At 67.2% G+C, this 24,269-nt stretch carries 27 protein-coding genes; 10 read left to right on the top strand and 17 right to left on the bottom strand.

What is annotated here, in order from left to right; genetic code table 11:
* Nucleotides 1-188: 188 nt before the first annotated feature.
* The 3 genes from OLX23_RS11610 to OLX23_RS11600 are packed head-to-tail and all read right to left on the bottom strand — an operon-like array spanning nt 189 to nt 2,174.
* The gene (locus OLX23_RS11610; protein WP_264445156.1) at nt 189-737 is read right to left on the bottom strand and encodes a nuclear transport factor 2 family protein; all 549 of its coding nucleotides are present in this window, start codon (nt 735-737) and stop codon (nt 189-191) included.
* The gene (locus OLX23_RS11605) at nt 727-1,626 is read right to left on the bottom strand and encodes an SDR family NAD(P)-dependent oxidoreductase (protein ID WP_264445155.1); all 900 of its coding nucleotides are present in this window, start codon (nt 1,624-1,626) and stop codon (nt 727-729) included. The genes OLX23_RS11610 and OLX23_RS11605 overlap by 11 nt, the downstream gene beginning before the upstream one ends.
* Nucleotides 1,626-2,174, bottom strand: coding sequence for a nuclear transport factor 2 family protein (locus OLX23_RS11600; protein WP_264445154.1), 549 nt, complete (start codon nt 2,172-2,174; stop codon nt 1,626-1,628). The genes OLX23_RS11605 and OLX23_RS11600 overlap by 1 nt, the downstream gene beginning before the upstream one ends.
* A gap of 130 nt (nt 2,175-2,304) precedes the next feature.
* Between OLX23_RS11600 and OLX23_RS11595 the strand changes: the two genes are divergently transcribed.
* Nucleotides 2,305-3,312: an AraC family transcriptional regulator ligand-binding domain-containing protein gene (locus OLX23_RS11595; protein WP_264445153.1), complete on the top strand. Its 1,008-nt coding sequence runs from the start codon at nt 2,305-2,307 to the stop codon at nt 3,310-3,312.
* A gap of 69 nt (nt 3,313-3,381) precedes the next feature.
* On the top strand, nt 3,382-4,215 hold the full coding sequence (locus OLX23_RS11590; RefSeq protein ID WP_264445152.1) for a TIGR00266 family protein: 834 nt from the start codon (nt 3,382-3,384) through the stop codon (nt 4,213-4,215).
* A 196-nt stretch (nt 4,216-4,411) separates the two neighbouring features.
* Here the strand turns inward: OLX23_RS11590 and OLX23_RS11585 are convergent, their stop codons facing one another.
* From OLX23_RS11585 to OLX23_RS11565, 5 genes are all read right to left on the bottom strand, one after another.
* Nucleotides 4,412-4,999: a nitroreductase gene (locus tag OLX23_RS11585; protein WP_264445151.1), complete on the bottom strand. Its 588-nt coding sequence runs from the start codon at nt 4,997-4,999 to the stop codon at nt 4,412-4,414.
* 55 nt (nt 5,000-5,054) lie between these two features.
* Nucleotides 5,055-5,957 carry an SDR family NAD(P)-dependent oxidoreductase gene (locus OLX23_RS11580; RefSeq protein ID WP_264445150.1) on the bottom strand — a complete coding sequence of 301 codons (903 nt, stop codon included), beginning with the start codon at nt 5,955-5,957 and terminating at the stop codon, nt 5,055-5,057.
* A 130-nt stretch (nt 5,958-6,087) separates the two neighbouring features.
* On the bottom strand, nt 6,088-6,507 hold the full coding sequence (locus tag OLX23_RS11575; protein ID WP_413629831.1) for a cytidine deaminase: 420 nt from the start codon (nt 6,505-6,507) through the stop codon (nt 6,088-6,090).
* Between the two features lie 5 nt (nt 6,508-6,512).
* Nucleotides 6,513-7,211, bottom strand: a complete 699-nt coding sequence (locus OLX23_RS11570) for a glycoside hydrolase family 25 protein (protein WP_264445148.1) — start codon at nt 7,209-7,211, stop codon at nt 6,513-6,515.
* Between the two features lie 22 nt (nt 7,212-7,233).
* Nucleotides 7,234-7,710, bottom strand: a complete 477-nt coding sequence (locus tag OLX23_RS11565; protein WP_264445147.1) for a UPF0262 family protein — start codon at nt 7,708-7,710, stop codon at nt 7,234-7,236.
* Nucleotides 7,711-7,838: 128 nt separating this feature from the next.
* Between OLX23_RS11565 and OLX23_RS11560 the strand changes: the two genes are divergently transcribed.
* Nucleotides 7,839-9,356 carry a replicative DNA helicase gene (locus OLX23_RS11560; RefSeq protein ID WP_264445146.1) on the top strand — a complete coding sequence of 506 codons (1,518 nt, stop codon included), beginning with the start codon at nt 7,839-7,841 and terminating at the stop codon, nt 9,354-9,356.
* Entirely contained in the window at nt 9,343-10,092 is a 750-nt protein-coding gene (locus OLX23_RS11555) for an SDR family NAD(P)-dependent oxidoreductase (protein WP_264445145.1), read from the top strand. Before OLX23_RS11560 ends, OLX23_RS11555 begins: the two co-directional genes overlap by 14 nt.
* A gap of 4 nt (nt 10,093-10,096) precedes the next feature.
* Here the strand turns inward: OLX23_RS11555 and OLX23_RS11550 are convergent, their stop codons facing one another.
* The 3 genes from OLX23_RS11550 to OLX23_RS11540 all read right to left on the bottom strand — a co-directional run bounded on the left by OLX23_RS11550 (nt 10,097) and on the right by OLX23_RS11540 (nt 11,979).
* The gene (locus tag OLX23_RS11550) at nt 10,097-10,285 is read right to left on the bottom strand and encodes an FmdB family zinc ribbon protein (protein WP_264445144.1); all 189 of its coding nucleotides are present in this window, start codon (nt 10,283-10,285) and stop codon (nt 10,097-10,099) included.
* A 4-nt stretch (nt 10,286-10,289) separates the two neighbouring features.
* Entirely contained in the window at nt 10,290-10,640 is a 351-nt protein-coding gene (locus OLX23_RS11545) for a winged helix DNA-binding protein (RefSeq protein WP_264445143.1), read from the bottom strand.
* Nucleotides 10,641-10,791: 151 nt separating this feature from the next.
* The gene (locus tag OLX23_RS11540) at nt 10,792-11,979 is read right to left on the bottom strand and encodes an aminotransferase (RefSeq protein WP_264445142.1); all 1,188 of its coding nucleotides are present in this window, start codon (nt 11,977-11,979) and stop codon (nt 10,792-10,794) included.
* Between the two features lie 187 nt (nt 11,980-12,166).
* Between OLX23_RS11540 and OLX23_RS11535 the strand changes: the two genes are divergently transcribed.
* Nucleotides 12,167-13,996 carry a hydantoinase B/oxoprolinase family protein gene (locus OLX23_RS11535; RefSeq protein WP_264445141.1) on the top strand — a complete coding sequence of 610 codons (1,830 nt, stop codon included), beginning with the start codon at nt 12,167-12,169 and terminating at the stop codon, nt 13,994-13,996.
* A gap of 158 nt (nt 13,997-14,154) precedes the next feature.
* Nucleotides 14,155-16,227, top strand: a complete 2,073-nt coding sequence (locus OLX23_RS11530; RefSeq protein ID WP_264445140.1) for a hydantoinase/oxoprolinase family protein — start codon at nt 14,155-14,157, stop codon at nt 16,225-16,227.
* Nucleotides 16,228-16,275: 48 nt separating this feature from the next.
* On the opposite strand, the gene OLX23_RS11525 is transcribed toward OLX23_RS11530, so the two are convergent.
* Nucleotides 16,276-16,677 carry a nuclear transport factor 2 family protein gene (locus tag OLX23_RS11525; protein WP_264445139.1) on the bottom strand — a complete coding sequence of 134 codons (402 nt, stop codon included), beginning with the start codon at nt 16,675-16,677 and terminating at the stop codon, nt 16,276-16,278.
* 159 nt (nt 16,678-16,836) lie between these two features.
* Here OLX23_RS11525 and ftsH point away from each other — a divergent pair, with 159 nt between their 5' ends.
* From ftsH to OLX23_RS11510, 3 genes are all read left to right on the top strand, one after another.
* On the top strand, nt 16,837-18,768 hold the full coding sequence (ftsH, locus tag OLX23_RS11520) for an ATP-dependent zinc metalloprotease FtsH (protein WP_264445138.1): 1,932 nt from the start codon (nt 16,837-16,839) through the stop codon (nt 18,766-18,768).
* 78 nt (nt 18,769-18,846) lie between these two features.
* Nucleotides 18,847-19,026 carry a stability determinant gene (locus OLX23_RS11515; protein WP_264445137.1) on the top strand — a complete coding sequence of 60 codons (180 nt, stop codon included), beginning with the start codon at nt 18,847-18,849 and terminating at the stop codon, nt 19,024-19,026.
* Nucleotides 19,023-19,316 (top strand): type II toxin-antitoxin system RelE/ParE family toxin, encoded by a 294-nt coding sequence (locus OLX23_RS11510; protein ID WP_264445136.1) that lies wholly within the window; start codon nt 19,023-19,025, stop codon nt 19,314-19,316. The genes OLX23_RS11515 and OLX23_RS11510 overlap by 4 nt, the downstream gene beginning before the upstream one ends.
* 54 nt (nt 19,317-19,370) lie before the next feature.
* On the opposite strand, the gene rpoZ is transcribed toward OLX23_RS11510, so the two are convergent.
* The 3 genes from rpoZ to OLX23_RS11495 form a co-directional block, all read right to left on the bottom strand.
* Entirely contained in the window at nt 19,371-19,715 is a 345-nt protein-coding gene (gene rpoZ / locus OLX23_RS11505) for a DNA-directed RNA polymerase subunit omega (RefSeq protein ID WP_264445135.1), read from the bottom strand.
* Between the two features lie 102 nt (nt 19,716-19,817).
* Nucleotides 19,818-20,138 (bottom strand): 2Fe-2S iron-sulfur cluster-binding protein, encoded by a 321-nt coding sequence (locus OLX23_RS11500; RefSeq protein ID WP_264445134.1) that lies wholly within the window; start codon nt 20,136-20,138, stop codon nt 19,818-19,820.
* Nucleotides 20,139-20,146: 8 nt separating this feature from the next.
* Complete coding sequence (locus tag OLX23_RS11495; protein ID WP_264445133.1) at nt 20,147-21,352, bottom strand: cytochrome P450; 1,206 nt, start codon at nt 21,350-21,352, stop codon at nt 20,147-20,149.
* A gap of 94 nt (nt 21,353-21,446) precedes the next feature.
* Here OLX23_RS11495 and OLX23_RS11490 point away from each other — a divergent pair, with 94 nt between their 5' ends.
* The gene (locus tag OLX23_RS11490) at nt 21,447-22,040 is read left to right on the top strand and encodes a TetR/AcrR family transcriptional regulator (protein ID WP_264445132.1); all 594 of its coding nucleotides are present in this window, start codon (nt 21,447-21,449) and stop codon (nt 22,038-22,040) included.
* Here OLX23_RS11490 and OLX23_RS11485 read toward each other — a convergent pair.
* Both OLX23_RS11485 and OLX23_RS11480 read right to left on the bottom strand, forming a co-directional pair.
* Complete coding sequence (locus OLX23_RS11485; protein ID WP_264445131.1) at nt 22,016-23,146, bottom strand: sulfotransferase family protein; 1,131 nt, start codon at nt 23,144-23,146, stop codon at nt 22,016-22,018. The genes OLX23_RS11490 and OLX23_RS11485 overlap by 25 nt on opposite strands.
* Nucleotides 23,147-23,162: 16 nt before the next feature.
* Complete coding sequence (locus OLX23_RS11480) at nt 23,163-24,194, bottom strand: hypothetical protein (RefSeq protein ID WP_264445130.1); 1,032 nt, start codon at nt 24,192-24,194, stop codon at nt 23,163-23,165.
* Between the last annotated feature and the right edge of the window lie 75 nt (nt 24,195-24,269).

Here is a 24,269-nt window from a genome sequence, read left to right as displayed (position 1 = left end):
AAAGATTCTGGGGTTCAAAGACGCTGGTGCAAGCGATCTGGCATGGGGGAACATCATCACGCTCTTTGTATCCTGCGGCGCCATCCTGGGGCGCTCGATCAGGCTGCAAAACGCATGACGCGCAGATCGGTTCCGAACCACGCCGTGGTTCGGAACAAAAGATTCTCGCGGGAGTGCGAAGCTCGAAGCTAGGGAATGTTCCGCGTGCGCAGGTTGGTCAGCGGACGTCGATACGAGGGATCGCTCCTGTCGCGCGCCGGTGCGCCGTTGCCGTAGAGATCGGGCACGTCGGCGAAAGGGATCGGAATCGCGGGCAGCAGCCCCGCCCATTCGATCACGTTGGTCTGCAGCGCGATCTTCCAGGCGCCACCCTGCCCGTCCTTGGCCCGCCGCTCGAACCGGTTGATGTAGCGCCCCCCGGCCTGGACCAGGCTCTCGTCCTTGTTGCGCGCGACGAACAGATAGTAGGTCTCGGTATGCGCGGTGTCGCCGTCGAGATCGATCGTCGTGTTGAGCAGCGCGTGATGCGTGAGGATCTGGCCCTCCTCGTGCATCGGGAAGGCCCAGTCGGCGCATTCGGACGCGAGCCCGACGAAAGGCCCCGCGGCCATCTCCGCGTCCTCGTGATAGGCCGAGAGATAGAGCTCGCGATCGAGCCGGTCCATGCCGCGGCTGAAGCGCGAGAGCGCGTCGAGAATGTCCTGCTTGTCGAGCAGGGCGGCGAGCCTAGCGTCCATTGCCATATCCATGCGCACGGATCGGTTGCCAGATCGGCGAGCCGCGCTCGGCGCGCAGCGAGGGGATCGTGCGGCCGTCGGTATCGGTCACGCCATAGAGCTGCGCCGCCTCAGCGGTGATGAATGTGCCGCCCGAAAGGCGCATGATCTTGTCGTCGGCGAGCATCGCCGCAATCACCCGGCCCGGATGCTCGACCGAGGAACCGATGTCGGGATTGGTGACGGTGCTGCCCTTCATGTCGGGATTGGCATTGAGGTTGTAGTGCGCCTTCTCGGTGAAGGTCAGCCCCTGCCACAGCGAGACCGAAGCCACATCGTACGGCTCAAGTTCGATCGCCATGTCGCGCGCCATACGGTCGACCGCCGACTTGGCCGTGCCGAAGACCACGCCGAAGGTATAGGACACCGCGGCATAGCCGCCGATCGCGACGATCAGCCCCGACTTCTGCGGCACCATGATCTGCGCGGCGTGCCAGGCGGCGACGAAGCTGGACTTCACCCCGACCTGCCACATCTCGAGGTTCGACAGCGGCTTTTCCCAGAACGGCTGCTTGACGATCAGGTCGTCCGACAGCTGGAAGGCGTTGTTGACCAGCAGGTCGAGCCGGCCCTGCTCTTCCTTCACCCGCGCGAACAGCGCCGCGACCTGCGCATCGTCGCCATGGTCGCAGGCGACCGCGATGCCGCTGCCGCCCTCGGCCGCGCCGCGCTCGCTGCACTGCGCCGCGGTCTCACCCACGGTGCCCGGCAGGTAGTATTCGCCCGGGGTCACCGTGCGGCCGGTGACGTAGACCGTCGCGCCCTGCTCGGCGAGCACCAGGGCGATGCCCTTGCCGATGCCGCGGCTGGCGCCGGTGACGACCGCGACCTTGCCCGTCAGCGCGCCCATCAGGCACGCCCCGCGAAGAAATCGACGCTGCGATCGCCGTTGGCGCGGCCCGAGAACCACTCCTGGCTGAACGGCATGCCCATGACGCCCTGCGACCAGTCGATCGACTGGCCCCAATCCTGGTACCAGTCATAGAGCATGGTCCGGCTGGCGATCCGCCATTCGCCGTCACGACGCGTGAAGACGTCGAGATACCGGCCACCGATCACGGTGTCGCGCTCCCCACCGTTTTCCCCTGGGCCCATGTTGACGCGGTGGTAGGAGACGACGTGGGTCTCCGCCTTGGCGCTGTCCCCGTCGAGCTCGGTATAGGTCTGGCCGAGGACGTGCTGGGTATTGGTGATCGCGTCGGCGCCGGGGATGACCCAGGCGTAATAGGCGTCGAAATCGCCCTGGAACACGCCGTAGTCGGTGACCGAGTCGGGCCAGTACGAGGCCTTGATCATCGCGCCGTCGCGACGGTCCTCGCCGCGCGCCAGGCGCTCGATGCATTGGCGGATGCGGTCCCGATCGAGCAGCGCGCGCAGTTCGTCGCCGGTGGCGTCCATCTGTGTTCTCTCCCAAGCGTCGGCTCCGACTCCGGACCGCGACGTCGCGGGAGCTTACGCGCAGCCATGCAGGCAACGCTTGACCGATTTGGACAAATAGGCTCGGGCTCGTGACGAGGATAGCCAAGCCGTGACCGAGATCTTCGACACCGTCCATGCGCAGATGCTGCGGCACTTCCCTGAGCTCGTCGAAGAGCTCGGCGGGGATCCGCAGGACCTGCTGCGACGCGCCGGCATCGCGACGATCGACGCCACCGAAGCGACCTATCGCCAGGCGATCCACCTGCTCGAACTGGCTGCGAGCGAACTGCGCTGTCCCGACCTCGGCCTGCGGCTGGCACACCGGCAGGGCGGCGGCGGCATGTTCGGCCCGCTGGGGCTGGCGATGAAGAACTCGCGCACCTTCGGCGAGGCGCTGACCTATGTCAGCGAACACGCCTATGCGCACAGCCTCGCCGCGCGGATCCGGGTGACGCGGCTGGCCGATGGCGGGCTGTTCTCGGCCCACGACATCCTGCTCGAAGGCGTGCCGGTGAAGACCCAGCTCGTCGAGCAGATCATCCTCATCGGCCATCTCGCCGCGCTCGAGATCACCGGTGGCCATGCCCGCGTGCGCCGCGTCCACTTCCGCCACCAGCCCTTGCTGCCGCTGCGCGCCTATCGCCGCCACTTCGGCTGCGAGGTTCGCTTCGGCCAGAACGAGGACGGGGTGCGCTTCTCCGCCGCCGATCTCGCTGCGCCGGTGGTCGAGCCCGATGCCGAGGCCTTCGCCCGCGTCGCCGCCTTCATCGACAGCGCCTTCCCGCACCAGCGCCCGCCGCTCCACGCCGAGGTTCGCGGGCTGGTGATGCAGCACCTCGGCACGGGCCTGTGCACCAACGAGTCGATCGCGGCGGCTTTGCACCTCCATCCGCGCACCCTGCACCGCAAGCTGCGCGCCGAGGGCACCGCCTTCCAGAAGATCAAGGACGAGGTCCGGCGCGACATGATGCTCTACTACCTGCGCCAGACGCGGCTCGATTTCCTGCGCATTTCCGAAAGGTTGGGTTTCGCCGAGCAGTCGGTCATGACGCGCAGCTGCCAGCGCTGGTTCGCCGCCTCGCCGACGCGGGTGCGTCAGGATGCGACAACCGCCTGACCTGTCGCTTTCCCGTCACCGCATTCCTCGATACACGGCTCCGCACATTTCCCTGCTGAGGAGCACTCCATGTCGTCGAGCCCCTGGTCCCACCACAGCCGCAACGCCAACGTTTCGGACGACATCGATTTCGAGATCAAGGGCCAGGAGCTCCAGTTCCTCGAGATCGAGCTCGATCCCGGCGAGAGCGCCGTGGCCGAAGCCGGCGCAATGGTGTGGAAGGATGCCAGCGTCGCCATGACCACGGTGTTCGGCGACGGCAGCGGCGATCAGGGCGGCGGCTTCATGGGCAAGCTGCTCGGCGCGGGCAAGCGCTTGGTCACCGGCGAGAGCCTGTTCACCACGGTCTTCACGCACCAGGGCCAGGGCAAGGCGCGCGTCGCCTTCTCGGCCCCGGTCCCCGGCGCGATCCTGCCGATCAAGCTGTCCGACTACGGCGGCACCCTGATCTGCCAGAAGGACTCGTTCCTCGCCGCGGCCAAGGGCGTGTCGATCGGCATCCACTTCCAGCGCAAGATCCTGACCGGCCTGTTCGGCGGCGAAGGCTTCATCATGCAGAAGCTCGAAGGCGACGGCTGGGTCTTCGTCCAGATGGGCGGCACGATCGTCGAGCGCGAACTGGCTCCGGGCGAGGAGCTTCACGTCGACACCGGCTGCATCGCCGCCTTCACACCCTCGGTCGACTTCGACGTGATCGGCGCGGGCGGCGTGCGTTCGATGCTGTTCGGCGGCGAAGGCCTGTTCTTCGCGCGGCTGCGCGGTCCGGGCAAGGTCTGGATCCAGTCGCTGCCCTTCGCGCGCCTGGCCGGCCGCATGCTCGCCGCCGCCGGCTCGAGCGGCGGCCAGAACCGCGGCGAGGGTTCGATCCTCGGCGGCCTCGGCAACCTGCTCGACGGGGATTGAGCTATCGCTTCCTCCCCCTCGATGGGGGAGGGATACGGAGACTTGGTCGCGAAGCGGCCTAGTCGGAGTTGGGTAGGGGTGGACTCTCCGGCAAGCGCAGCGCCCGCCGGCATAATCACCCCCATCCAGCTACGACTAGGCAGCAAGCTGCCAAGTCTTCGCATCCTTCCCCCATCGAGGGGGAAGGAAACCTGCTTCACCCCTGCCACTCCGAGACCACGTCGGCATAGTCCGGCCGCGGGCGCTCCTGCAGCTCGCGGCTCGGCGTGCCGAGGAAGATGAAGCCCGCGATCTTCGCCTCGGGTCGATCGCTCGGCGCGAAAGCCGTGCGCACCCTATCGGAAAAGGCCGGCCATTCGGTCAGCCAGCCGCCGACGAAGCCCTCGGCATGGGCAGCATTGAGCAGGTTCATGCACGCCGCGCCGGCCGAGAGTTCCTGCTCCCAGAGCGGGATTTTCGCAGCCCGATCGGGCGCCGAGACCGCGACCACGAGCACGGGCGCGGTCCGCGCGAAATCCTCGGCCGCGGCGATCTCGCGCTCGCTGGGCTCGGGCTTGTCATCGCGCAGCGCACGCTGGAGCAGCGCGGCGAAGGCGTCGCGCTTGTCGGGGGTTATCACCACGAAGCGCCAGGGCGCGAGCTTGCCGTGATCGGGCACGCGCGTCGCGGCGGCGAGGATGCGGTGCAACTGCGCCGCGGCGGGCCCGGGCGCGATCATGTCGCGCGGCTTGCCCGAACGGCGGGTGGCCAAGAAGGCGGCAGGCGAGGAGAGGTCATTGAACATGCCCCCTCTATAGGGACTGCGACCCGTTCGCAAAAGGGCTCGCCCCGCCTACGCCTTATGCGCCCGTCGGATTGAGCAGCATCGCGCCGTGCGGATTGGCCTCGGGCGTGCCGTGCGCGTCTTCCCAGGCCTGGGTGGCGTCGTAACAGGCCTCGACCACGCCCGAATAGGTGTTGCGGAAATGGATGCGCTGCTCGGGATGATCGAAGGCGAAGGCACGGTTGTGCCTGACCGCGTCGAGCACCATCGGCGCCACGGCCTCGGGCGTGTAGAAGGCCTGGCTGGCGGCGACGTCGCCCGATTCCTTGCTGACGTGGACGTCGCCCTCGCCCGGCCCGCCGAACTTCGCGGGGCGGTACCTGGCATTGTTGACCTTCATCCCCGTGGCGACGCCGCCCGGACAGTAGGAGGTCGTGTGGATGCCGTGCTCCTTCAGTTCGAGCGACAGGTTCATCATCAGGCCGATGATCCCGGCCTTGGCCGCCGAATAGGGCGCGTGCGTCGGGATCCAGCCGGGCAGCAGCCCCGCCATCGACGCCGTCGCGCAGATGTGCCCGCCGCCCACCGCGATCATGTCGGGCAGGAAGGCGCGGGTCGTGCGCATCACCCCCATCAGGTTGACGTCGACGATCCACTCGACGTCGTCGTCGGACATGTCGACCAGCGGATCGAACGAGGTCGCGCCGGCATTGGCGAAGACCAGCTGGATCGGCCCGAAGGCGGCGACAGCCTGGTCCTTGAGACGGCGGACCGAATCGCGGTCGGTGACGTCGCACTCGATCGCCACGGCCTTGCCGCCGGCCGCCTTGATCGCCTCGGCGACGGTCTCGGCATTGGTCAGGATGATGTCGGCCACGACCACCGAGGCGCCCTGCCGGGCCAGTTCCTTGGCCAGCCCCATGCCGATGCCGCTGCCGCCACCGGTGACCACTGCCGCCTTGCCGCTGATGTCCGTCACGATCCGTCCTCTCGGTTATATTGATACGTATGAGACCTTTTAATCGGCCGCACGCGCATGTCCATCGTCGAGGTCAGGATGGGCAGAAATCAGCGCGCAGACAATGTCCCGCGCACGGGCCGAGTTGCCTCTAGGCGAGGTTGGCCGGGCCGAAGGCGTGCGGCAGCAGGTCCGACAGGCGCAGCTCGAGCACCTCCGCCCCGCCCGCGCACCAGATCACCGGATCGGTGCCGCCGAGTTGGGCGAGTTCGTTGAGCACCTGGCGGCAGCGGCCGCAGGGCGTGACCGTCGCCGGGGGACCGCCGGCCTTGCCGCCGATCACCGCCACCGCGACCAGCCCGCCGCGCGTGCCCGCGTTCATCGCCGAGGCCACGGCCACGGTCTCGGCGCAGAGCGCGAGGCCGTAGCTGGCGTTCTCGACATTGCTGCCGGTGACCACCGAACCGTCGGCGAAGGCCAAAGCCGCGCCGACGTGGAATTCCGAATAGGGCGCATAGGCCCGCGTCGCGGCCTCGCGGGCGGCGGCGATCAGCGCGTCCTGGTCAGGCATCACACTCACGGTTGCAGCACCACCCATCGCAAATCGGCCCCGCTGGCTTCGTTGGAGAACGCGTCGTTCGCGGTCCACAGGGTCCACGGCCTTCCGGCATAGTCGGGCTGGAAGCGGTTGCGCACCAGCCAGACGTTGCGATCGATCGTGTTGGCCACATGATAGCGTGCCTCGAACCGCTCGGTAAGCTTGAGCAGCGAGGGCTTGCCGGTGTGCGTCTCGACCTGGTTGAGGAAAGTGGTCAGCTCGCTCTGGATCGCAGCATCGCTGACCTTGACCGGGCAGTCGTCGGCCAGCCGGTCGAGCTCGACCGCGGGCGGCAGCATCGTCGGGTCGCGCGGCACGACCGTGACGAAGTTCGCCGCCTGGCGATCGGCCGGCTGGCAGGGATCGTAGCGGTGGAGCGCGCCGACCTGGAGCTTGGCACCGCGCGCGCCGGCGAGGTTGCGGGTGAAGGCCGGGTCGCGCGCGAAAGCGCTGGCGCTGGCGTCGATATAGACGAAGTCCGCGCCGATCGCCTTGATCGCGCGCCAATCGACGTCACCGTCGTCGACGCCGATCTCGACGCCCTGGACGCGATAGATCGAACGCTCGGGCCGCCAGTGATGCAGGTGCCACCAGCCGTAGATCCCGCCCACCAGCGCTATGAGTATGAGCGCGCCCAGCACACGCAACTGGGTGCGGCTGCTCGCCTTCCTGGCCATTCAAACGTCCCGTATTCGATCCCTAGCCCCTGATATGCAGCACGCAGATCAGGGTAAAGAGGCGTCGGGCCGTGGCGAAGTCGGTTTCCACCTTCCCCTCGAGCCGTTCGAGCAGCATCTCGGCCGCCTCGTTGTGGATGCCGCGGCGGGCCATGTCGATCGTCTCGATCTCGGTCGCGGTCGCCTTGCGGATCGCCTGGTAATAGGAATCGCAGATCGCGAAATATTCGCGGATCGGGCGGCGGAAGCGCCCGAGGCCGAGCACCAGCGTCTCGACCGGCAGCCCCTGCTCGTTCGAAATCTCGAGCACCAGCCGGCCATCGTTGACCGAGAGGCGCAGGTGGTAAGGCCCCTCCTGCCCCGCAGCATGCGCGCGCAAGGGGCGGAAAACGTTCTCTTCCTTGAGGTCGAAGATCGCGATCCGCCGCTCCTGCTCGATATCGGCGTTGCGCCACAGGATCGTGGCCTCGTCGAGTTCGATGTGCGTGATGCGCGTCATTCCGTCCGCAGCATTCGCAAATGCAACACGGCGCGGCAAGTCCGCGCGTATCATCAACAGGCTGTGGATGAAAACCTGTCGCAACAATGCTTGCCCGCGAGTCAGCAAGAGCGCATTGACGGCGGCTTATGACCGACCTGGCCGCCCTCACCCGCGAACCCGATGCGGCTATCCGCACCCTGCCCGCGAACGTCGAGGCCGAGGCCGCCTTTCTCGGCGCGGTGCTGATCGACAACCGCGTGATGGAAGAGCTGCCGGTGCAGATCAGCCCGGCGCATTTCTTCGAGCCCGCGCATGCGCGCATCTTCGAGCGCGTCACCCAGCTGATGGACCGCGCCGCCGTGGTCACGCCGGTGACCCTGCGCCCCTATTTCGAATCGGACGAGGGCCTCAAGGAGCTCGGCGGCCTGTCCTACCTCGCGCGGCTCACCGCCGACGGCCAGGGCCTGCTCGCCCCGCGCGAACTGGCCGAGCAGATCTATGACCTCGCCCTGCTGCGCGAGCTCGTCTCGGTCGGCCGCGGCCTCGTCGAAGGCGCGATGGACACGTCCGAATCGGTCGCGCCGATGGACCAGATCGAGCGCGCCGAAGCTTCGCTCTACAAGGTCGCCGAAGGCGCCGGCACCTCGAACGAGGCCAAGGGCTTCGCCCAGGCCACGCGCGTCGCCATCGCCGGCATCGAGAAGGCGCTCAATTCGGGCGGTCACGTCTCGGGCAAGACCACGGGTCTGACCTCGGTCAACCAGAAGATCGGCGGCCTGCACGATTCCGACTTGATCATCCTCGCCGGGCGTCCGGGCATGGGCAAGACCTCGCTCGCCACCAACATCGCCTTCAACGCCGCCGACCGCATGCGCCGCGACCGCGCCGACGGCATTCCCGACGAACAGTCGATCGGCGCCGCGACGGCCTTCTTCAGCCTCGAAATGAGCGCCGACCAGCTCGCCACGCGTATCCTCGCCGAGCAGTCGGGCATCAGCTCCGAAGCGCTGCGCATGGGCAAGATCAGCCGCGAGGACTTCCAGCAGCTGTCCTACGCCAGCCAGCGCCTGGCCGAACTGCCGCTGTTCATCGACGACACCCCGGCCTTGACCATCGCCGGCCTGCGCGCCCGCGCACGCCGCCTCAAGCGCCGGCACAACATCGGCCTGATCGTGGTCGACTACCTGCAGCTGCTCCAGGGCACCGGCCGCGCCAACGACAACCGCGTCAACGAGATCTCGGAGATCAGCCGCGGCCTCAAGACCCTGGCCAAGGAACTGTCCTGCCCGGTGATCGCGCTGTCTCAGCTAAGCCGTGCGGTCGAGCAGCGCGAGGACAAGCGGCCGATGCTGTCGGACCTGCGTGAATCGGGCTCGATCGAGCAGGACGCGGACATGGTCTGGTTCGTGTTCCGCGAGGACTATTACGTCAACGCGACCGAGCCCAAGTATCCGCTCGAAACCGATCCGCCCGACGTCCACGCGAAGTGGGAGGAATGGCGCGCCAAGATGGAACAGGTCACCGGCCTCGCCGAACTGATCGTGGCCAAGCAGCGCCACGGTTCGACCGGCCGCGTGCGCATGCGCTTCGAGGCACGGATCACGCGCTTCTCCGACCTTGCCCCCGATGACATGCGCGGACAGATCGACGATGGCGGCGAGTGAGCTCGCGCCGGTCATGCTCGTGGCCGGCGGCACCGGTTCGGTCGGCGCCGAAGTGGCGCGCGAAGCCGCGGCCCAGGGCTGGCGCGTCATCGTTCAGGGACGCGACGCCGCGAAACTGAGCGAACTGGTCGCGCGATTGGGCGCCCCGGCGGATTTCGTTGTTGGCGACGTTGCCCAGCCCGATGCCGCACAGACCATCGTCGCCGCGGCGGCGGCGAAGTTCGGGCGGATCGACGCGGTGATCGACTGCGTCTCGACCGGGCCGCGCGAGGGCCGGCTCACCGGCCTATTCAAGGACACCACACCCGAACACTACGCCGCCTTCTACGACCTCTCGGCCGCCTGGTTCCAGCGCCTGGCCCACGCCGCCTATCCGCATCTGGCCGAGCGCGGCGGCACCCTGGTCGGTTTCATCTCCGACGCCGGCAAGTTCGCCGCGCCGCGCCAGACGATCGTCGGCGCCGCACGTGCGGCCGAGATCGGCTTCGTCCGCAACCTCGCGGTCGAAGCCGCGCGCGACGGCATCCGGGTCCACGCGATCGCGCCGAGCTACGTCCTGGAAAGCCGCACCGCGGCGTTGATGGGATCGGAGCGGATGGAGACCGCCGCCAAGCGCGCCGGCCTGGGCCTGCCGACCGCGGCCGACATCGCGCCGATGACCGTATTTCTGTGCGGCCCCGGTGCGGCGAAGATCACCGGCCAGATCATCAGCGTCAACGGCGGGCTCAACGCCTGACCGGCTAGTGCCGGCAGTTGGGGCCGTGGACGTGGCCACCGCCACCAGACGACTGGATTGCCGGGGCCGACACCGCCTTTTCCACGCGTTCGTGACCGCAGGCAGGGCATCGCGCCGGCGCCGGATCGCTGAGCTTCTGCAGCACCTCGAACCGGTGGTCGCAGGACAGGCAGTTGTAGTCGTAGAATGGCATCGTGCTATCTCACCGCTCGCAGTCGGCCCAATCCCAGGCGCGCATCGCTGTCAGAGGCGGCATCCAGCGCATCCTCCATCTTCCGCAATCCTTCGGGCGTAAGGTGCAGGAAAGTGCGCCGCCGATCCTTCGGATCACGCGAGCGCTCGACCAGGTTTCGGCTTTCTAGAATGCTGATCCAACGCAGCGCCGTCGTCGGCGGAACGCCCGAAGCGACACAGGCGTCGCTGATCGTCTCCGGCCTGTTCTGGGCATGACAGATATAGAGATCCAACAGCATGTCCCAAGCGGGGTCGGCAAAAAGCGACGAATCGAGAACGCGATTTCGGGCCTGTCGTGCTGCGACCCAAGCCATGGCTATGGTAAGCCTAGACGGCGTCGGATCACAAAGCGCCTCCGCATCGGCACACGCCCCGTAGGCAGTCTCCCTCATGTCTTTCGTGCGACCTCCTCTGACGGGAATTCCGCCACGGAAGTTATTGTAAATCTTGCCCGCATGCCAGCATCTAAACCCGTTCTTCGATGACTTTGCGACGAAAGGCCGCCAGTCGCGCCACCGCTTCGTCGAGCACGGCATCGGGCTTGGTGAAGCAGAACCGCACGACATGGCGCGGCCCGCCGAGATCGTCGACGCCATCGAACAGCGCGGAAACCGGGATCGAGGCGACACCGGCCTCGCGCACCGCGCGCGCGCTGAAAGTCCGGTCGTCGAGCGTCACGCCCGAAGCCGGCAGGTCGACGCAGAGGAACCAGGTCGCGGCATTGGGCAGCACGACATAGCCCGCCTCGGCCAGGCCCGCGGCCAGCCGCTCGCGCGAGGCCGCCCAGCCGCCGTTCTGTTCGGCAAACCACGCATCGGGCTTCGCCAGTCCTTCGGCCACGGCCCATTGCAGCGCCGGCGGCGAGGTGAAGGTCAGGAACTGGTGCGCACGTCCCAGCGCCGTCGCCAGCTCTCCGCGCGCGCACATCCACCCGATCTTCCAGCCGGTGAGCCCGAAGATCTTGCCCGCCGAGCCGATCTTGACCACGCGCTCCGCCATGCCCGGAAAGTCGAGCAGCGAGCGGTGCCCGACACCGTCGAAGCGGACATCCTCCCACACCTCGTCGCAGATCGCGCACAGATCGCGCCGCAGGCAGACTTCGGCGATCGCCGCGAGTTCGGCCTCGCTGGCCACGGATCCCGCGGGATTCAGCGGATCGTTGAGGATCAGCAGACGCGTTCGCGCCGTTAATGTCTCCTCAAGCTTGCCCGCATCATAGGCCCAGGCGGGCGGGGACAAGGCCACCGAGACAGGCTCCCCGCCCGCCCTTTCGACCAGCGGCGCATAGGCATCGTAGGCCGGCTGGAATAGCACGACCTGGTCGCCCGGTCGCACCAGCGCCAGCAAGGCCGCCGCCAGAGCCTCGGTCGCCCCCGAAGTCACGATCACCTCTTCGCGGCGCAGGTTCAGTCCCTGCCGACGCGCATAGAACCCGGCCACGGCGTCGCGCAGTTCGGGCAGGCCGGGGCTCGGCGGGTACTGGTTCGATTTCTCGGTCAGCGCTCGCGCCGCCGCCGCGATCAGATCGGGCGAGCCAGGCTCGTCGGGAAAGCCCTGCCCCAGGTTGATCGCCCCCAGTTCGCGCGACAGGCCCGACATCTGCTCGAAGATCGTCGTGCCCATGGCGGCATAGACGGGATGGACTGGCGTCACCGGGGCCCTCTTGTGTTGGTTCGATCGCGCCGCCTGCCTAGATCAGGGGACCGCGCAAGGGAATACGCCGCCCCTTTCACAATCTGCCTGCCCGGCCGCGCGCTCTGTCGAGAAGGCCCACCGCGTGCTAGCTTATGCGGCGGGTATATCCGTGGCGTGAAACGCCCGGGAGAGAGGATCACACGCCATGTCCTACGAGCTCAACCGCAAGCTTGCCGCCAAGCGCGACCCGCTGCCGACGACGGTGACGATCGACCAGGTCACCGCCGACATCATCCGCGGCGCTTTCGAGACCGTCTGCTTCGAGTCCGCGACCTTCCTCGGCCGCGCTGCCTCGTCGCCGATCATCAACCAGTCGAACGAGCGCAACGCCGCGATCGTCGACGCGCACGGCCGCCTGGCCATGGGCGCGGTCGGCACCCCGCACCTGACCTTCGTCAATCAGATGGAGACGCGCTGGGGCCTGATGAACCAGGACCGCTACGACTGGGGCCCGGGCGACATCTTCGTCGCCAACGATCCCGATCACGGCGGCGGCCACCTGCCCGACTACTGCGTCTACGGCCCGGTCTACGACGACAAGGGCGAGCTGATCTGCATCCAGACCCTGCAGGCGCACCAGGGCGACACCGGCGGCAAGGACCCCGGCGGCTTCTCGCTCGACGCCAAGGACATCTTCACCGAAGGCCTGGTCCTGCCCTGCCTCAAGCTGGTCCACCGCGGCGAGCTGCGCCGCGACGTGTTCGACATGGTCACGCGCAACAACCGCTTCGCCACTTTCGCGGGCGATCTCGCGGCGATGATCGGCGGCGTCCAGTATGCCAACCGCATGCTGCAGGAGCTGATCGGCAAGTGGGGCTCGGACACGATCAAGGCGGCGATCAACCACTCGATCGAGCACACCGAAAAGCGCGTGCGCGAGGAAGTGACCAAGTGGGCCGACGGATCCTACGAGGCGACCGTGCTGATCGACCACGACACCGCCGGCACCAAGGACATCAAGGTCCACGTCACCTGCACGATCGCGGGTGACCAGCTGACCGTCGACCTGACCGGCACCGACGACCGCCAGGACCTCGTCGGCGTGTGGAACACCTTCGCCAACAGCCGCTCCTACGTGATGACCCAGGTCGTCGCGGCGATGGACCCGACGATCGTCAAGAACGAGGGCTTCTTCGACGCGGTCGAGATCGTCATCCCCGAGGGCTGCATCGCTCAACCGCCGGCCAACAAGCCGGCCGCGCTCGGCTCGTTCCACCCGGCCTGCGAAATCACCGAGGCGGTCTGCATCGCGCTCAGCAACGTCGCGCCCGAACGCTCGCAGCCGCAGCTCTACAAGATCGGCATGCCCAACGCGGTCATCGGCTTCGACGACGCGGGCATGATGTGGATGGACCAGGGCGTCGACTGCCGCTCGATGGACGTTTCGGCGGTGCAGGGCATCGACGGCTGGGGCTCGTGCCCCAACGCGCTCGGCAGCCTGATCCTGTCCGAGGCCGAGGACGCCGAAAGCCGCTTCCCGATTCTCAACATCAGCCGCGAGATGACCACCGACGGTGGCGGTGCCGGCCAGTGGCGCGGTTCGCCGGGCTCGCTCAACGTCAAGCAGGTGCTCAAGCCGACCTCGGCCATGGCCTGGATGGTCTCGGCCGACCACCCGCTGCGCGGCATGTGCGGCGGCGACGACGCGATCCCCTATTCGAACCACTTCGAGGTCGGTTCGGAGAACGAGCGCAAGATCGAGCACACGGCACAGGACCTGCTGCCGACCGGCGCGGTCATCGCCTACCAGCACGGCGGCGGCGCCGGCTTCGGCCACGCGCTGCTGCGCGATCCCGAGCAGGTCAAGGAAGACGTGCTCGACGAATACGTCAGCCTCGAAGCCGCGCGCGCCAAGTACGGCGTGGTGCTGACCGGTTCGCTGGCCGAGTACACGCTCGCGGTCGACTGGGATGCCACCGAGGCGCTGCGCCGCGAGATGGGCGTGGGCGACCTGCTGCCGCAGGCGGCCGAGTAACAATCATCCTCCCCGGCACGGGGAGGGGGACCATCCGCAGGATGGTGGAGGGGGTTGGCAGGCGGGCGCCGCATATCGCGGAAAGCCCCCTCCACCACGCTGTTGCACAGCGCGGTCCCCCTCCCCGTTCCGGGGAGGATCAGGGGTAAGGGATTACAATGAGCTATCGCGTTGGCATCGACATCGGCGGCACCTTCACCGATTTCGCGCTCTTGAAAGGCACGGAGGTCATCCTCCACAAGAACCTGTCGACCCCGGAAGACCGGTCGGTCGGCGTGCTCGAGGGCCTCGGCAAGCTGGCCGAGAAGGAAGGCCTGTCGCTGCGCGACTTCCTCGGCCAGTGCGAGGCGATCGTCCACGGCACGACCGTCGCCGACAACACTCTGATCGAGATGAACGGCGCGCTGACGGGCCTGATCACCACCGAGGGCTTCCGCGACGAGATCGAATACCGCCGCGGATTCAAGGAAGACATCTGGGACGTCCGCCTGGCGCCGCCCAAGCAGATCACCCCGCGCCGCCGCCGCCTGACCGTGCCCGAGCGCATTCTGCACGACGGCTCGATCCACCAGGCGCTCGACGAGGACGCACTGCGCGAGCAGTGCCGCAAGCTGCGCCTCCAGGGCGTTGAGGCCGTGGCGATCTCGTTCCTGTTCTCCTTCGTCAATCCCGAGCACGAGAAGCGCGCCAAGGAGATCGTCACCCAGGAAATCCAGAACGCCTATATCTCGGCGAGCCACGAGGTCCTGCCCCGCGCGCCCGAATACGATCGCACCTCGACGACGATCGTCAACGCCTACTGCGGTCCGCGCGTCACCGCCTATCTCGAGCGGCTGGTCACGCGCCTCGCCGAAGGCGGTTACAAGAACCAGCTTATGGTCATGCAGGCCTCGGGCGGCGTGATGACCAAGGAATACATCGACGGCGCGCCGATCCGCGTGCTCGCCTCGGGCCCCGCGGGCGGCGTCATCGGCTCGGCCCACGCAGGCGTCGCCAAGGGCCACAAGAACCTGCTCTGCGTCGACATGGGCGGCACGTCCTATGACATGTCGGTCGTGGTCGACGGCCAGGCCCCGGCCGAAGCCGGCTGGAACATGCACCACCGCTACCTGATCGGCGTGCCGATGGTGAAGGTGGAGACGCTCGGCGCCGGCGGCGGCTCGATCGTCAACGTCAACAACGGCGCGCTCCAGGTCGGCCCGAAGTCGGCCGGCTCGGAGCCCGGCCCGATCTGCTACGGCCGCGGCGGCACCAGCCCCACGGTCACCGACGCCCTGGTCATGCTCGGTATCCTCTCGACCGACGAGGGCTTCGCCGGCGGCTCGTTCCGCCTCAAGCGCGACGGCGTCGAAGAGGCCTTCGCCAAGCTCGGCGACGAGATGGGCTATGGCGCTGAAGACGCGGCCTTCGACGCCTGGCGCGTGGTCAATGCCAACATGAGCCAGGGCGTGCGCCGCACCACCGCGGGCAAGGGCATCGACCCCAAGGACCTGGTCATGCTCGCCTATGGCGGCAACGGCCCGGCCTTCGCCGCGATCCAGGCCGAGGACCTGGGCATCAACAAGGTGCTCGTCCCCAAGGCCTCGCCGACCTTCTCGGCGCTCGGCACGCTCGTCGCCAATCCGACGATCGACGAGGAACGCTCGTACATCGCCAAGGCCACCGAGCTCGATCTAGACAAGGTCAAGGCGCTGTGGACCGATGTCGCCAAGCGCGCCGACCGCTACTTCAGCGACGCGGGCTTCAACCCGGCCGACCTGACGATCCAGTACCAGCTCAACATGCGCTATCCGGGGCAGAACTTCTCGCTGACCTTCGACTACAAGGCCGACGGCAAGCTCCACGACCTGTCGTTCGTCGACGCGGGCTTCGGCGCCCATGCGATCGAGCTGTTCAACCAGCGCCACATGGCCGAATACAACCACATCCGCGAGCACGAGGTGCCCGAGATCTCCGGTGTGCGCCTCGTCGCGCAGGTGGCGACGCCTTCGCCGCAGGCCAAGGGTGGCTTCACCCCCAATGGCGCGATGCCCCAGGCCGCGAAGACGCGCCGCGCGAATCTCGGCCAGGGCTTCGCCGAGACGCCGATCTACCTCGGCAAGGACCTCGCGCCCGGCACCGAAGTCGCGAGCCCGGCGATCATCGAGGAAACCTTCACCACGATCGTCGTCTACCCGGGCTGGAAGGCCCGCGTCGACGACGCCGGGGACTACGAACTGCTCAAGGCCTGACGAAAGCGAAGGGCGGTCCGAGAAGGCCGCCCTTCTGCCGACCGCGGCTCACGCCACCAGCATTGCCGAATCCTGCCGCTGGATCAGCCAGCCCTCGCCGCTGCGCACGAGTTGCGCCTTCGACGTGGCCAGGACCGTCATCTTCGCGCCGTCGGCCCAGTTGGTGACGTAGTTGTAGTAGCTGGCGAGCACGCGGTCGCGGCCCTCCTGATAGTCGCACATCAGGTTGGCGGCGATGTGCCGCGTCTTGCCGGGGCCGCTGGCCTGGCCCATCCGCACGATCCGGCGCAGCGCCTCGCGGCCGGTCACGGGTTCGGGCGTCACGCCGGCGAAGACCGCATCCTCGGCCCAGAGCGCGATCCAGCCCTCCTCGTTGCCCTCGTCGACGTGCCAGCAATAGCGCGCGAGATGATCGGCGATGGCAACGTAGTCCTCGGTCGATACCGGCATCGAAGCTCTCCCTTTTTGCGCAAGGATAGCGGCACCCAGCTCGGCTGTCGTGCGACACCCCGATCATTCGCCCGGACGATAACACTGATCGCCCCGCGCTAACTTGCCATTCAGCCCTTGTGGCCTACATTGGGACACGAAAGGGATCTCACGCGCATCATGAACGACGACCAGCCCAACGGTAACCCCTGGATCAAGAGCCTGCTCGTATGGGGCGGCATCTTCCTCGCCCTCCTGATGGTGGTTTCGATGTTCGGCGCCCGCACCGACGTCGGCACTTCGATCCGCTATTCCGATTTCCGCACCAAGGTCGCGGAAGGCACGGTCTCCGAAGTCCAGATCGGTGAGGACCGCATCGTCGGCAAGTACAAGAACGGCGACAGCTTCAGCACGATCCCGATCCCCAACGACACCACCCTGCCCACCCTGCTGCAGGACAACCAGGTCAAGTACGCGGGCAAGCAGCCCGAAGAGCCGAACCTGCTGCTCTACATTCTCGTCCAGGCCCTGCCCTTCATGCTGATCCTCGGCGTCGCGTTCTTCGCGCTGCGCCAGGTCCAGAAGGGCGGCGGATCGGGCGCGATGGGCTTCGGCAAGTCGAAGGCCAAGATGCTGACCGAGCGCCAGGGCCGCGTGACCTTCAACGATGTCGCCGGCATCGACGAGGCGCGCGAAGAGCTCGAGGAAATCGTCGAATTCCTGCGCGATCCGCAGCGCTTCTCGAAGCTCGGCGGCCAGATCCCCAAGGGTGCGCTGCTGGTCGGCTCGCCCGGTACCGGCAAGACGCTGCTCGCCCGCGCCATCGCGGGTGAAGCCGGCGTGCCGTTCTTCACCATCTCGGGCTCGGACTTCGTCGAGATGTTCGTCGGCGTCGGTGCTTCGCGTGTCCGCGACATGTTCGACCAGGCCAAGAAGAACGCGCCCTGCATCGTCTTCATCGACGAAATCGACGCGGTCGGCCGCCACCGCGGCCACGGCCTCGGCAATTCGAACGACGAGCGCGAGCAGACCCTGAACCAGCTCCTCGTCGAGATGGACGGCTTCGAAGCCAACGAGGGCATCATCATCATCGCGGCGACCAACCGCCCCGACGTGCTCGACCCCGCGCTACTGCGCCCGGGCCGCTTCGACCGCCAGGTCGTCGTGCCGGTGCCCGACATCGAGGGCCGCGAGAAGATCCTCGCCGTGCACATGAAGAAGGTGCCGCTGGCGCCCGACGTCAATCCGCGCGTCATCGCGCGCGGCACCCCGGGCTTCTCGGGTGCCGACCTCGCCAACCTGGTCAACGAGGCCGCCCTGCTCGCCGCGCGCCGCAACAAGCGCCTCGTCGCGATGCAGGAGTTCGAGGACGCCAAGGACAAGGTCATGATGGGCGCCGAGCGCCGTTCGATGGTCATGACCGAGGAAGAGAAGAAGATGACCGCCTATCACGAGGCGGGCCATGCGATCGTCTCGGTCAACGAGCCGGCTTCGGACCCGATCCACAAGGCGACGATCATCCCGCGCGGCCGCGCCCTCGGCATGGTCATGCGCCTGCCCGAGCGCGATTCCTATTCGTACCACCGCGACAAGATGCACGCGAACCTCTCGGTCTCGATGGGCGGCCGCGTAGCCGAAGAAATCATCTTCGGCTACGACAAGGTCTCGTCGGGTGCCTCGTCGGACATCCAGTACGCCACCGGTCTTGCGCGCAACATGGTCACCAAGTGGGGCATGTCGGACAAGCTCGGCCCGTTGCAGTACGAGGACCAGCAGGAAGGCTACCTCGGCATGGGCGGCTCGCACCGGCTGTTCGCCTCGGACGAGACCAACAAGCTGATCGACAGCGAGATCCGCACCCTGGTCGATGGCGCGCACCACCGCGCGACCGAAATCCTCAAGACCAACGAGGACAAGCTGCACCTGCTCGCCAACGCCCTGCTCGAATTCGAGACCCTGACCGGCGACGAGATCAAGGAGCTGATGGACAACGGCCGGATCGATCGTCCCGAGACGTCCAAGGGCCCGACCAAGAACGCGCCGGTGCGCGGCTCGGCCGTGCCCAAGGCCGGCAAGCGCTACGCGGGCGACGCCTCGCCGCAGGGGGTTTGAGTTCTGGTTTGAGCCGAAACCGATGCATTCCGGGGCGCGTGTATTGGCTCGCGCCCCGGATGCGAGTATTCTGAGGCCATGACCAAGCTCTCGCCCATCGTCTCAGAATTTGAGACCGAGGAACAGGCCGCCTCTTACGACCGGTGGTTTCGCGCCAAGGTTGAGAAATCACTGGCAGATACTCGCCCGGGCATTCCGCATGATCAGGTCATGGCGGAATTGCGGACCTTGATTGCTGAAAAGTCGGGCCAAACGTGAGACTGATCTGGCGGCCCGAGGCACGCCAGGATGTTCGCTCTATCTTCGCCTATATTAGCGAGCGTGATGCAAACGCCGCCTACGGCCTCTTGGAACGAATCGAGGCTTGCGCGGAACGCTTGAGCGAACATCCGTTCATGTACCGCTCGGGCCGAAGTGAGAGCACGCGAGAGGCTGTAGTCCATCCTAACTACATCATCGTCTATCGCGTTGATGCAGATGCCGATGCGGTGGAAATCCTCAACGTGATGCACACCCGCCGCGAATATCCGCCGACCGAGCCCGAATGAAAAAGGGCTCCGGTTTCCCGGAGCCCTTTTTCATATCAGCGCAAGACGCCAGCTTCAGCCGTCGTAGTCGCCGCCGATCGAGGTGTTGCGCACCGGTGCCGCGGCGGTGATGCGCAGCGCTTCGGCCGACTGGCTGAGCGAGCCGATCTCATCGACCTCGTCGTCGTCGTCGGGCAGGACGCGCTGGAGCGAGCCGACCAGCGTCTCGTGCAGGTGCGTCGGGCGCACGGTCTCGTCGGCGATCTCGCGCAGGGCGACGACCGGGTTCTTGTCGCGGTCGCGATCGATGGTCAGCTCGGCGCCGCCCGAGATTTCACGCGCACGCTGCGCGGCAAGCAGGACGAGATCGAAACGGTTGGGAACCTTGTCGACGCAATCTTCGACGGTAACGCGCGCCATGGGCACTCCACTGGCAAGAATCTGCGGGAAACCGGCGAGCTAGGCACTGGCCCGCCGAAAGTCAAGGAAAGTCGCGCCGCCCCGCTCCTGGCCCGACGATTCTCAGCTCTGGCTGACGGGGGTGCGTACCACCAGGCCATCGAGTTCGGGCGTCACCGTGATCTGGCAGGACAGGCGCACGCCCGGCGTCTCGTCGCCCGCGGCCTCGATCATCGGTAGCTCGATCTCGCCCGCCTCGCCCAGCACGCCGCGCCAGGCCGGATCGATATAGACGCGGCAGGTGCCGCAATAGGCATTGCCGCTGCACACGGCCTCGATCGCCTCGATACCGTTGCCGACGGCGTTCTCCATCAGCGACAGGTCTTCCGACGCGTCGATCGTCCGCTCCGCGCCGTCCGCGGCGATGAATGTGATCGCAACCATGGCTGGTCTCAGGCGGGATCGCAGGCGACGACGCAGCCGCGCAGTTCGTAGCCTTGGATCTGCGGGCTCCACAGGATCTCCGGCTCGCGCTCCATGCGGATGCCCGGCAGGCGGAACAAGCGATCGAGGAAAATCCGCGTCTCGTGCAGCGCGACCTGCGCGCCGGGGCAGCGGTGCGGGCCGTCGCTGAAACTCATGTAAGGGCCGACGACCTTCATCCGCTTGGCGCGATCGGGATCGAGCTCGAAGGGGCATGGGCCGGTGATCGCCTCGTCGGTGTTGGCGTCGCGGATCGACACGGCGACGACCTCGCCCTTCTTCACCATGGCGCCGTCCTTGGTCTCGATGTCCTCGGCCGCACGGCGGTGGAGCAGCGAAGCCACCGGCTCGAGCCGCAGGATCTCCTCCAAGATGGCGAACTGGTCGGCCTCCTCGCCACCGAGGAAGCGCTCGCGCAGCGCGGGCTTCTCGAACAGGTGCCAGGCGCACATGACGATGAATTCGCGCGTGGTCATCATGCCGGCGCCGCCATAGGACAGCGCCTCCATGATCATGCCCTTCTTCGAATAGTTCTCCTTCACCATGTAGGAGATCACGTCGTCCTTGGGCTCCAACTGCCGCGCGGCGATCGCGGGGACCATGTCCTGCTTCCAGAAGCGGCCGACGCGCGTCAGCATCTGGATCATGAAGACCACCTTGCCGAGCGGGCCGCGGCTCTTGCTCAGCGACGAATCGAGCACGGCCTTGACGCGGTTGGCCAGGTTCTCGGTACTATCGCTGTCGGTCAGGCCGATGATGTCGGCGGCGACGACCACGGCCATGTGCCAGGACAGTTCGTCGAGCGGCGCCGAGCCGCGCGCGCGCAGCTTGGCGACGATATCATCCATCGTGCTCGTCATCACCGCCTGGTGGCGCGTGACGATCGTCTTGGGCGCGAACAGCCCGGCGACCGCGGCACGGCGCTTGCGGTGCTCCTCACCGTCGAGGAAGAAGAACGAGACCTCGCCGGGATTCTTGATCTCGGCATCGTCGGTCGGCGACCCCGCCGGGCCAGCCTGGCGCACCTTGGACGAGCGCAGCAGATCGCGCGACAGGCCGAAGGAGCCGACCGGGCGCGCGCCGTGCTGCGGCGCGAGATTGGCCTCGGCGATCTTCGCCGATTTGCGATCGTCGCGCCCCTGGTGAACCGGGCATTCCTGCGCCACTGCGGTCATTCGGCATTCCTCTGTTTCGGGGTCGGTCGGCGTTTGTCCGCGTGACCATACCGTGCTAGCTTATGATCCATGATATATCATGGATCATTGAGAAATGCCTAGCGCAATTCGTCTTTCGGGCGACACCCGCAAGCGCAAGACGCGCGAAGCGCTCTGCGCGGCCATGCTCGACCTGCTCGCGGAGAAGCCCTTCGACGAGATCCAGATCCTCGAGCTGACCGTCCGCGCCGGGGTCGGCTACGCCACCTTCTTCCGGCACTATGCCCAGCCCGTCGAAGTGCTCGACGAGGTCGCGGGCGAACTCATCCGCGAACTGCTCGCCATGACCGTACCCGCCTTCGAGCGCACCGACAGCGCCGCCGGTCTGCGCTCGCTCTGCGGCTACGTGCTCGAGCGCCGCGCGCTCTGGCACACGCTGCTGACCGGCGGTGCCGGCTACCGCGTGCGCGCCGAATTCGTGCGTCAGGCGCGCGAGTGGAGCCGGCACGGCGACGGCAAGCCGACCTCGGTGCCGGTCGATCTCGGCACCGTCTGCGCCGCGGGATCGGCGATCGACGCGCTCGCCTGGTGGCTCGACCAGGGCGAGGCCTATTCGGCCGAAGAGATGGCCGATTTTATCGACCGGCTGATCATCTCACCCTTCGTCGGGCGGATGGCTGCGGATCAGAGCGCGAAACGCTCGACATAGTCCCGGAACTCGGCGCGGATCGCCGCGTCGGTCAGGCCATATTCCTCGGCCGTATAGCGGTGCGCGCCGAAATTGCCCGGCGCGTTGCGGCTGTTGTAGTCGTCGAGCCGCGCGCGCAGCGCCGGGTTCATATCCATGCCGAGATGGTCGTAGATCCGCTCGAAGGTCTCGATCGGGCGCTGGACCACCTCGTCGTTGCGCACGTCGACGAAGCGGTGCTCGCCGATCTCGGCGCGCGCGGCCAGGGCGCGGCGCATGCCCTCGGCCCAGATCGCCAGATGGCGCGGCCCCACCGCCTTGCGGTCGATCGAACCGGGCAGGCAGCGTTCCTCGTGCAGCGCCGAGTGCAGGCTCGCAACCGAAGCGATCACCTTGCGCGGATCGCGGTGCGTCATGACGAACCTGGCCTTGGGATAGCGCGTCGCGATCTCCTTGAGGCGGAACAGGTGCGGCGGCGACTTGAGCAGCCAGAGGCCGGGCTTGCGCCGCGATTGCAGCAGCTTGAGCAGGCGTTCGTGCAAGGCGTAGAACGAGGTGAAGTCCGCATTCAGCCACCAGTCGACGTAGTCGTCGGGCATCGGCAGAACGCCGTGATAGGACTTCATGTCGAAGCCCGCGAGGATCGCCAGGTCCTCCTCGGGTCCGTCGACGTCGCGGATGTGCATGTGCGCCATCGTATAGTCGACCGCGCCGCGCGCCGCGATCACGCGCGGGTCGGCATCCTCCTCGCCCGCCACGGGCGGCGGGATCGGGCTCGCACCCTCCCAGGCGCGCAGGAAGCGGAAGCGCTCGTCGAGCGCCATCATGCCGACCATGGCGGTCGTCCCCGTGCGCGGCAGGCCGACGACGAAGACCTGGCCGTCGAGCTGCTCGTCGGCGGTCTCGGGATGATCCTTGAACCATTGCTCGATCTTCAGCCGCATGACGAGATCGTGGACCAGCTTGCCATGCTGGGTGGCCAGCGCCTCGGGGGTCATCGGTACGCGCGCGAAACCCGCGAGCGAGCGCGCCAGCCCCTCCTGCCAGCCGTCGGCGCCGAAGTCGTCGGTGCCCGCGGCCGCGATGGCGCGCGCGACGATCTGCTCGGGCGAAACGTCCTGTCCCATCTGCTCCGGCATCCCCTCAGCCATCACGCCCGACGACCGAGGTCGAGGAGCGCTCGACCATGCCGTATGCGACCGCGCCATCCCAGGTGTAGCGCGCACCGCTCTGACTCAGCGCCAGGCCCCAGAGATGCCCGCGCGCGACCTGGAAGACCGTCATTTCGGTCAAACCCTCGATGCGCGTCGTGCCGAGTTCGGATTCGAGCTCGAACGAGACGTCGTCGCCGCTCTCGCGCAGATGCGTGAGCCAGGGCACTTTCGTGGCCTTGGCCGGGTACATCCTGCCGTCCTGGTAGACGAAGCCCTCGTTCCACGGTTCGTTGCCGTCGTCATGCACGGGCCGCGCCTCGTAGCCGGCGGCGCGGCCGTCGGGGAAGACCACCGCCTGCCAGGCGTGGCCGCGCAGGAACAGGCCGTCGGTGCGCACGCTGCGGCGCTTGATGCGGCTGCCATTGACCCGCGCCGTGCGCTTGACGCCGTCGACCTCGACAACGCCCTCGCCGCGCAGCATCTGCTCGAAGCGCCAGCCGAGCCCGACCGAGGCGGCATCGCGCTGCTTGCCCTTGCCCCAGGTGAAGAACTTCTCGGGCGAGATGTCCTGCTCGTTGGGCGGCACGACCATGTCGAGCTCGAACTCGTACTTGAGCGGGACCAGCCTTTCCTCGTCGACGGTCTGGCCGATCTGGTGCGCGACGTGGGTGTCGACGACCATGCCGTCGAACTGGACCAGCCAGCGTTTGAACGGCTCGATGCAGCGATAGGTCAGCGGGCCCGCGCCCATGATCGTCGGCTGGCCCGCGGCATCCACGGTCGGCACGGCCGCGCCGACCCCCACGCTTCGCAGCACGCGGCCGTCGGGAAAGGCGAAGTTCGCCTGGAAGCGGCGGCTGTCCCAATTGTGCGGCTCGGCCTCGACGCCGTTGCGCGGGATGCCGAAAGCGCCGTTCTCCTCGAACAGCCAGTAGGACGTACCCTCGCGCACCCAGTCGAACGGCGCCGGCGGCGGCCTGTCGAACATCAGGTCGGCCTCGATCGGCAAAGAGCCCAGCATTTCCGCATCTCCCGGTTTGGTCGTTGCCGCGGAGAATAGAGCCACCGAATTAGTTCGCAATTGCAAACTGAAATT

Source organism: Novosphingobium sp. JCM 18896, assembly GCF_025938095.1.
Lineage (GTDB): Bacteria > Pseudomonadota > Alphaproteobacteria > Sphingomonadales > Sphingomonadaceae > Novosphingobium.
The sequence above is the reverse complement of the archived record's forward strand: the minus strand, read 5'-3'. Positions and strand labels throughout refer to the sequence as shown.

What these genes read in the sequence shown, in the direction of transcription:
- OLX23_RS11515 (WP_264445137.1), top strand. Translation starts at nt 18,847, where the DNA reads ATGACCAAGCTCTCGCCCATCGTCTCAGAATTTGAGACCGAGGAACAG.
- OLX23_RS11575 (WP_413629831.1), bottom strand. Translation starts at nt 6,507, where the DNA reads ATGCCTGACCAGGACGCGCTGATCGCCGCCGCCCGCGAGGCCGCGACG.
- OLX23_RS11570 (WP_264445148.1), bottom strand. Translation starts at nt 7,211, where the DNA reads ATGGCCAGGAAGGCGAGCAGCCGCACCCAGTTGCGTGTGCTGGGCGCG.
- OLX23_RS11535 (WP_264445141.1), top strand. Translation starts at nt 12,167, where the DNA reads ATGTCCTACGAGCTCAACCGCAAGCTTGCCGCCAAGCGCGACCCGCTG.
- OLX23_RS11590 (WP_264445152.1), top strand. Translation starts at nt 3,382, where the DNA reads ATGTCGTCGAGCCCCTGGTCCCACCACAGCCGCAACGCCAACGTTTCG.
- rpoZ (WP_264445135.1), bottom strand. Translation starts at nt 19,715, where the DNA reads ATGGCGCGCGTTACCGTCGAAGATTGCGTCGACAAGGTTCCCAACCGT.
- OLX23_RS11600 (WP_264445154.1), bottom strand. Translation starts at nt 2,174, where the DNA reads ATGGACGCCACCGGCGACGAACTGCGCGCGCTGCTCGATCGGGACCGC.
- OLX23_RS11500 (WP_264445134.1), bottom strand. Translation starts at nt 20,138, where the DNA reads ATGGTTGCGATCACATTCATCGCCGCGGACGGCGCGGAGCGGACGATC.
- OLX23_RS11530 (WP_264445140.1), top strand. Translation starts at nt 14,155, where the DNA reads ATGAGCTATCGCGTTGGCATCGACATCGGCGGCACCTTCACCGATTTC.
- OLX23_RS11605 (WP_264445155.1), bottom strand. Translation starts at nt 1,626, where the DNA reads ATGGGCGCGCTGACGGGCAAGGTCGCGGTCGTCACCGGCGCCAGCCGC.
- OLX23_RS11485 (WP_264445131.1), bottom strand. Translation starts at nt 23,146, where the DNA reads ATGGGACAGGACGTTTCGCCCGAGCAGATCGTCGCGCGCGCCATCGCG.
- OLX23_RS11495 (WP_264445133.1), bottom strand. Translation starts at nt 21,352, where the DNA reads ATGACCGCAGTGGCGCAGGAATGCCCGGTTCACCAGGGGCGCGACGAT.
- OLX23_RS11490 (WP_264445132.1), top strand. Translation starts at nt 21,447, where the DNA reads ATGCCTAGCGCAATTCGTCTTTCGGGCGACACCCGCAAGCGCAAGACG.
- OLX23_RS11555 (WP_264445145.1), top strand. Translation starts at nt 9,343, where the DNA reads ATGGCGGCGAGTGAGCTCGCGCCGGTCATGCTCGTGGCCGGCGGCACC.
- OLX23_RS11480 (WP_264445130.1), bottom strand. Translation starts at nt 24,194, where the DNA reads ATGCTGGGCTCTTTGCCGATCGAGGCCGACCTGATGTTCGACAGGCCG.
- ftsH (WP_264445138.1), top strand. Translation starts at nt 16,837, where the DNA reads ATGAACGACGACCAGCCCAACGGTAACCCCTGGATCAAGAGCCTGCTC.
- OLX23_RS11550 (WP_264445144.1), bottom strand. Translation starts at nt 10,285, where the DNA reads ATGCCATTCTACGACTACAACTGCCTGTCCTGCGACCACCGGTTCGAG.
- OLX23_RS11525 (WP_264445139.1), bottom strand. Translation starts at nt 16,677, where the DNA reads ATGCCGGTATCGACCGAGGACTACGTTGCCATCGCCGATCATCTCGCG.
- OLX23_RS11565 (WP_264445147.1), bottom strand. Translation starts at nt 7,710, where the DNA reads ATGACGCGCATCACGCACATCGAACTCGACGAGGCCACGATCCTGTGG.
- OLX23_RS11585 (WP_264445151.1), bottom strand. Translation starts at nt 4,999, where the DNA reads ATGTTCAATGACCTCTCCTCGCCTGCCGCCTTCTTGGCCACCCGCCGT.
- OLX23_RS11610 (WP_264445156.1), bottom strand. Translation starts at nt 737, where the DNA reads ATGGACGCTAGGCTCGCCGCCCTGCTCGACAAGCAGGACATTCTCGAC.
- OLX23_RS11545 (WP_264445143.1), bottom strand. Translation starts at nt 10,640, where the DNA reads ATGGCTTGGGTCGCAGCACGACAGGCCCGAAATCGCGTTCTCGATTCG.
- OLX23_RS11560 (WP_264445146.1), top strand. Translation starts at nt 7,839, where the DNA reads ATGACCGACCTGGCCGCCCTCACCCGCGAACCCGATGCGGCTATCCGC.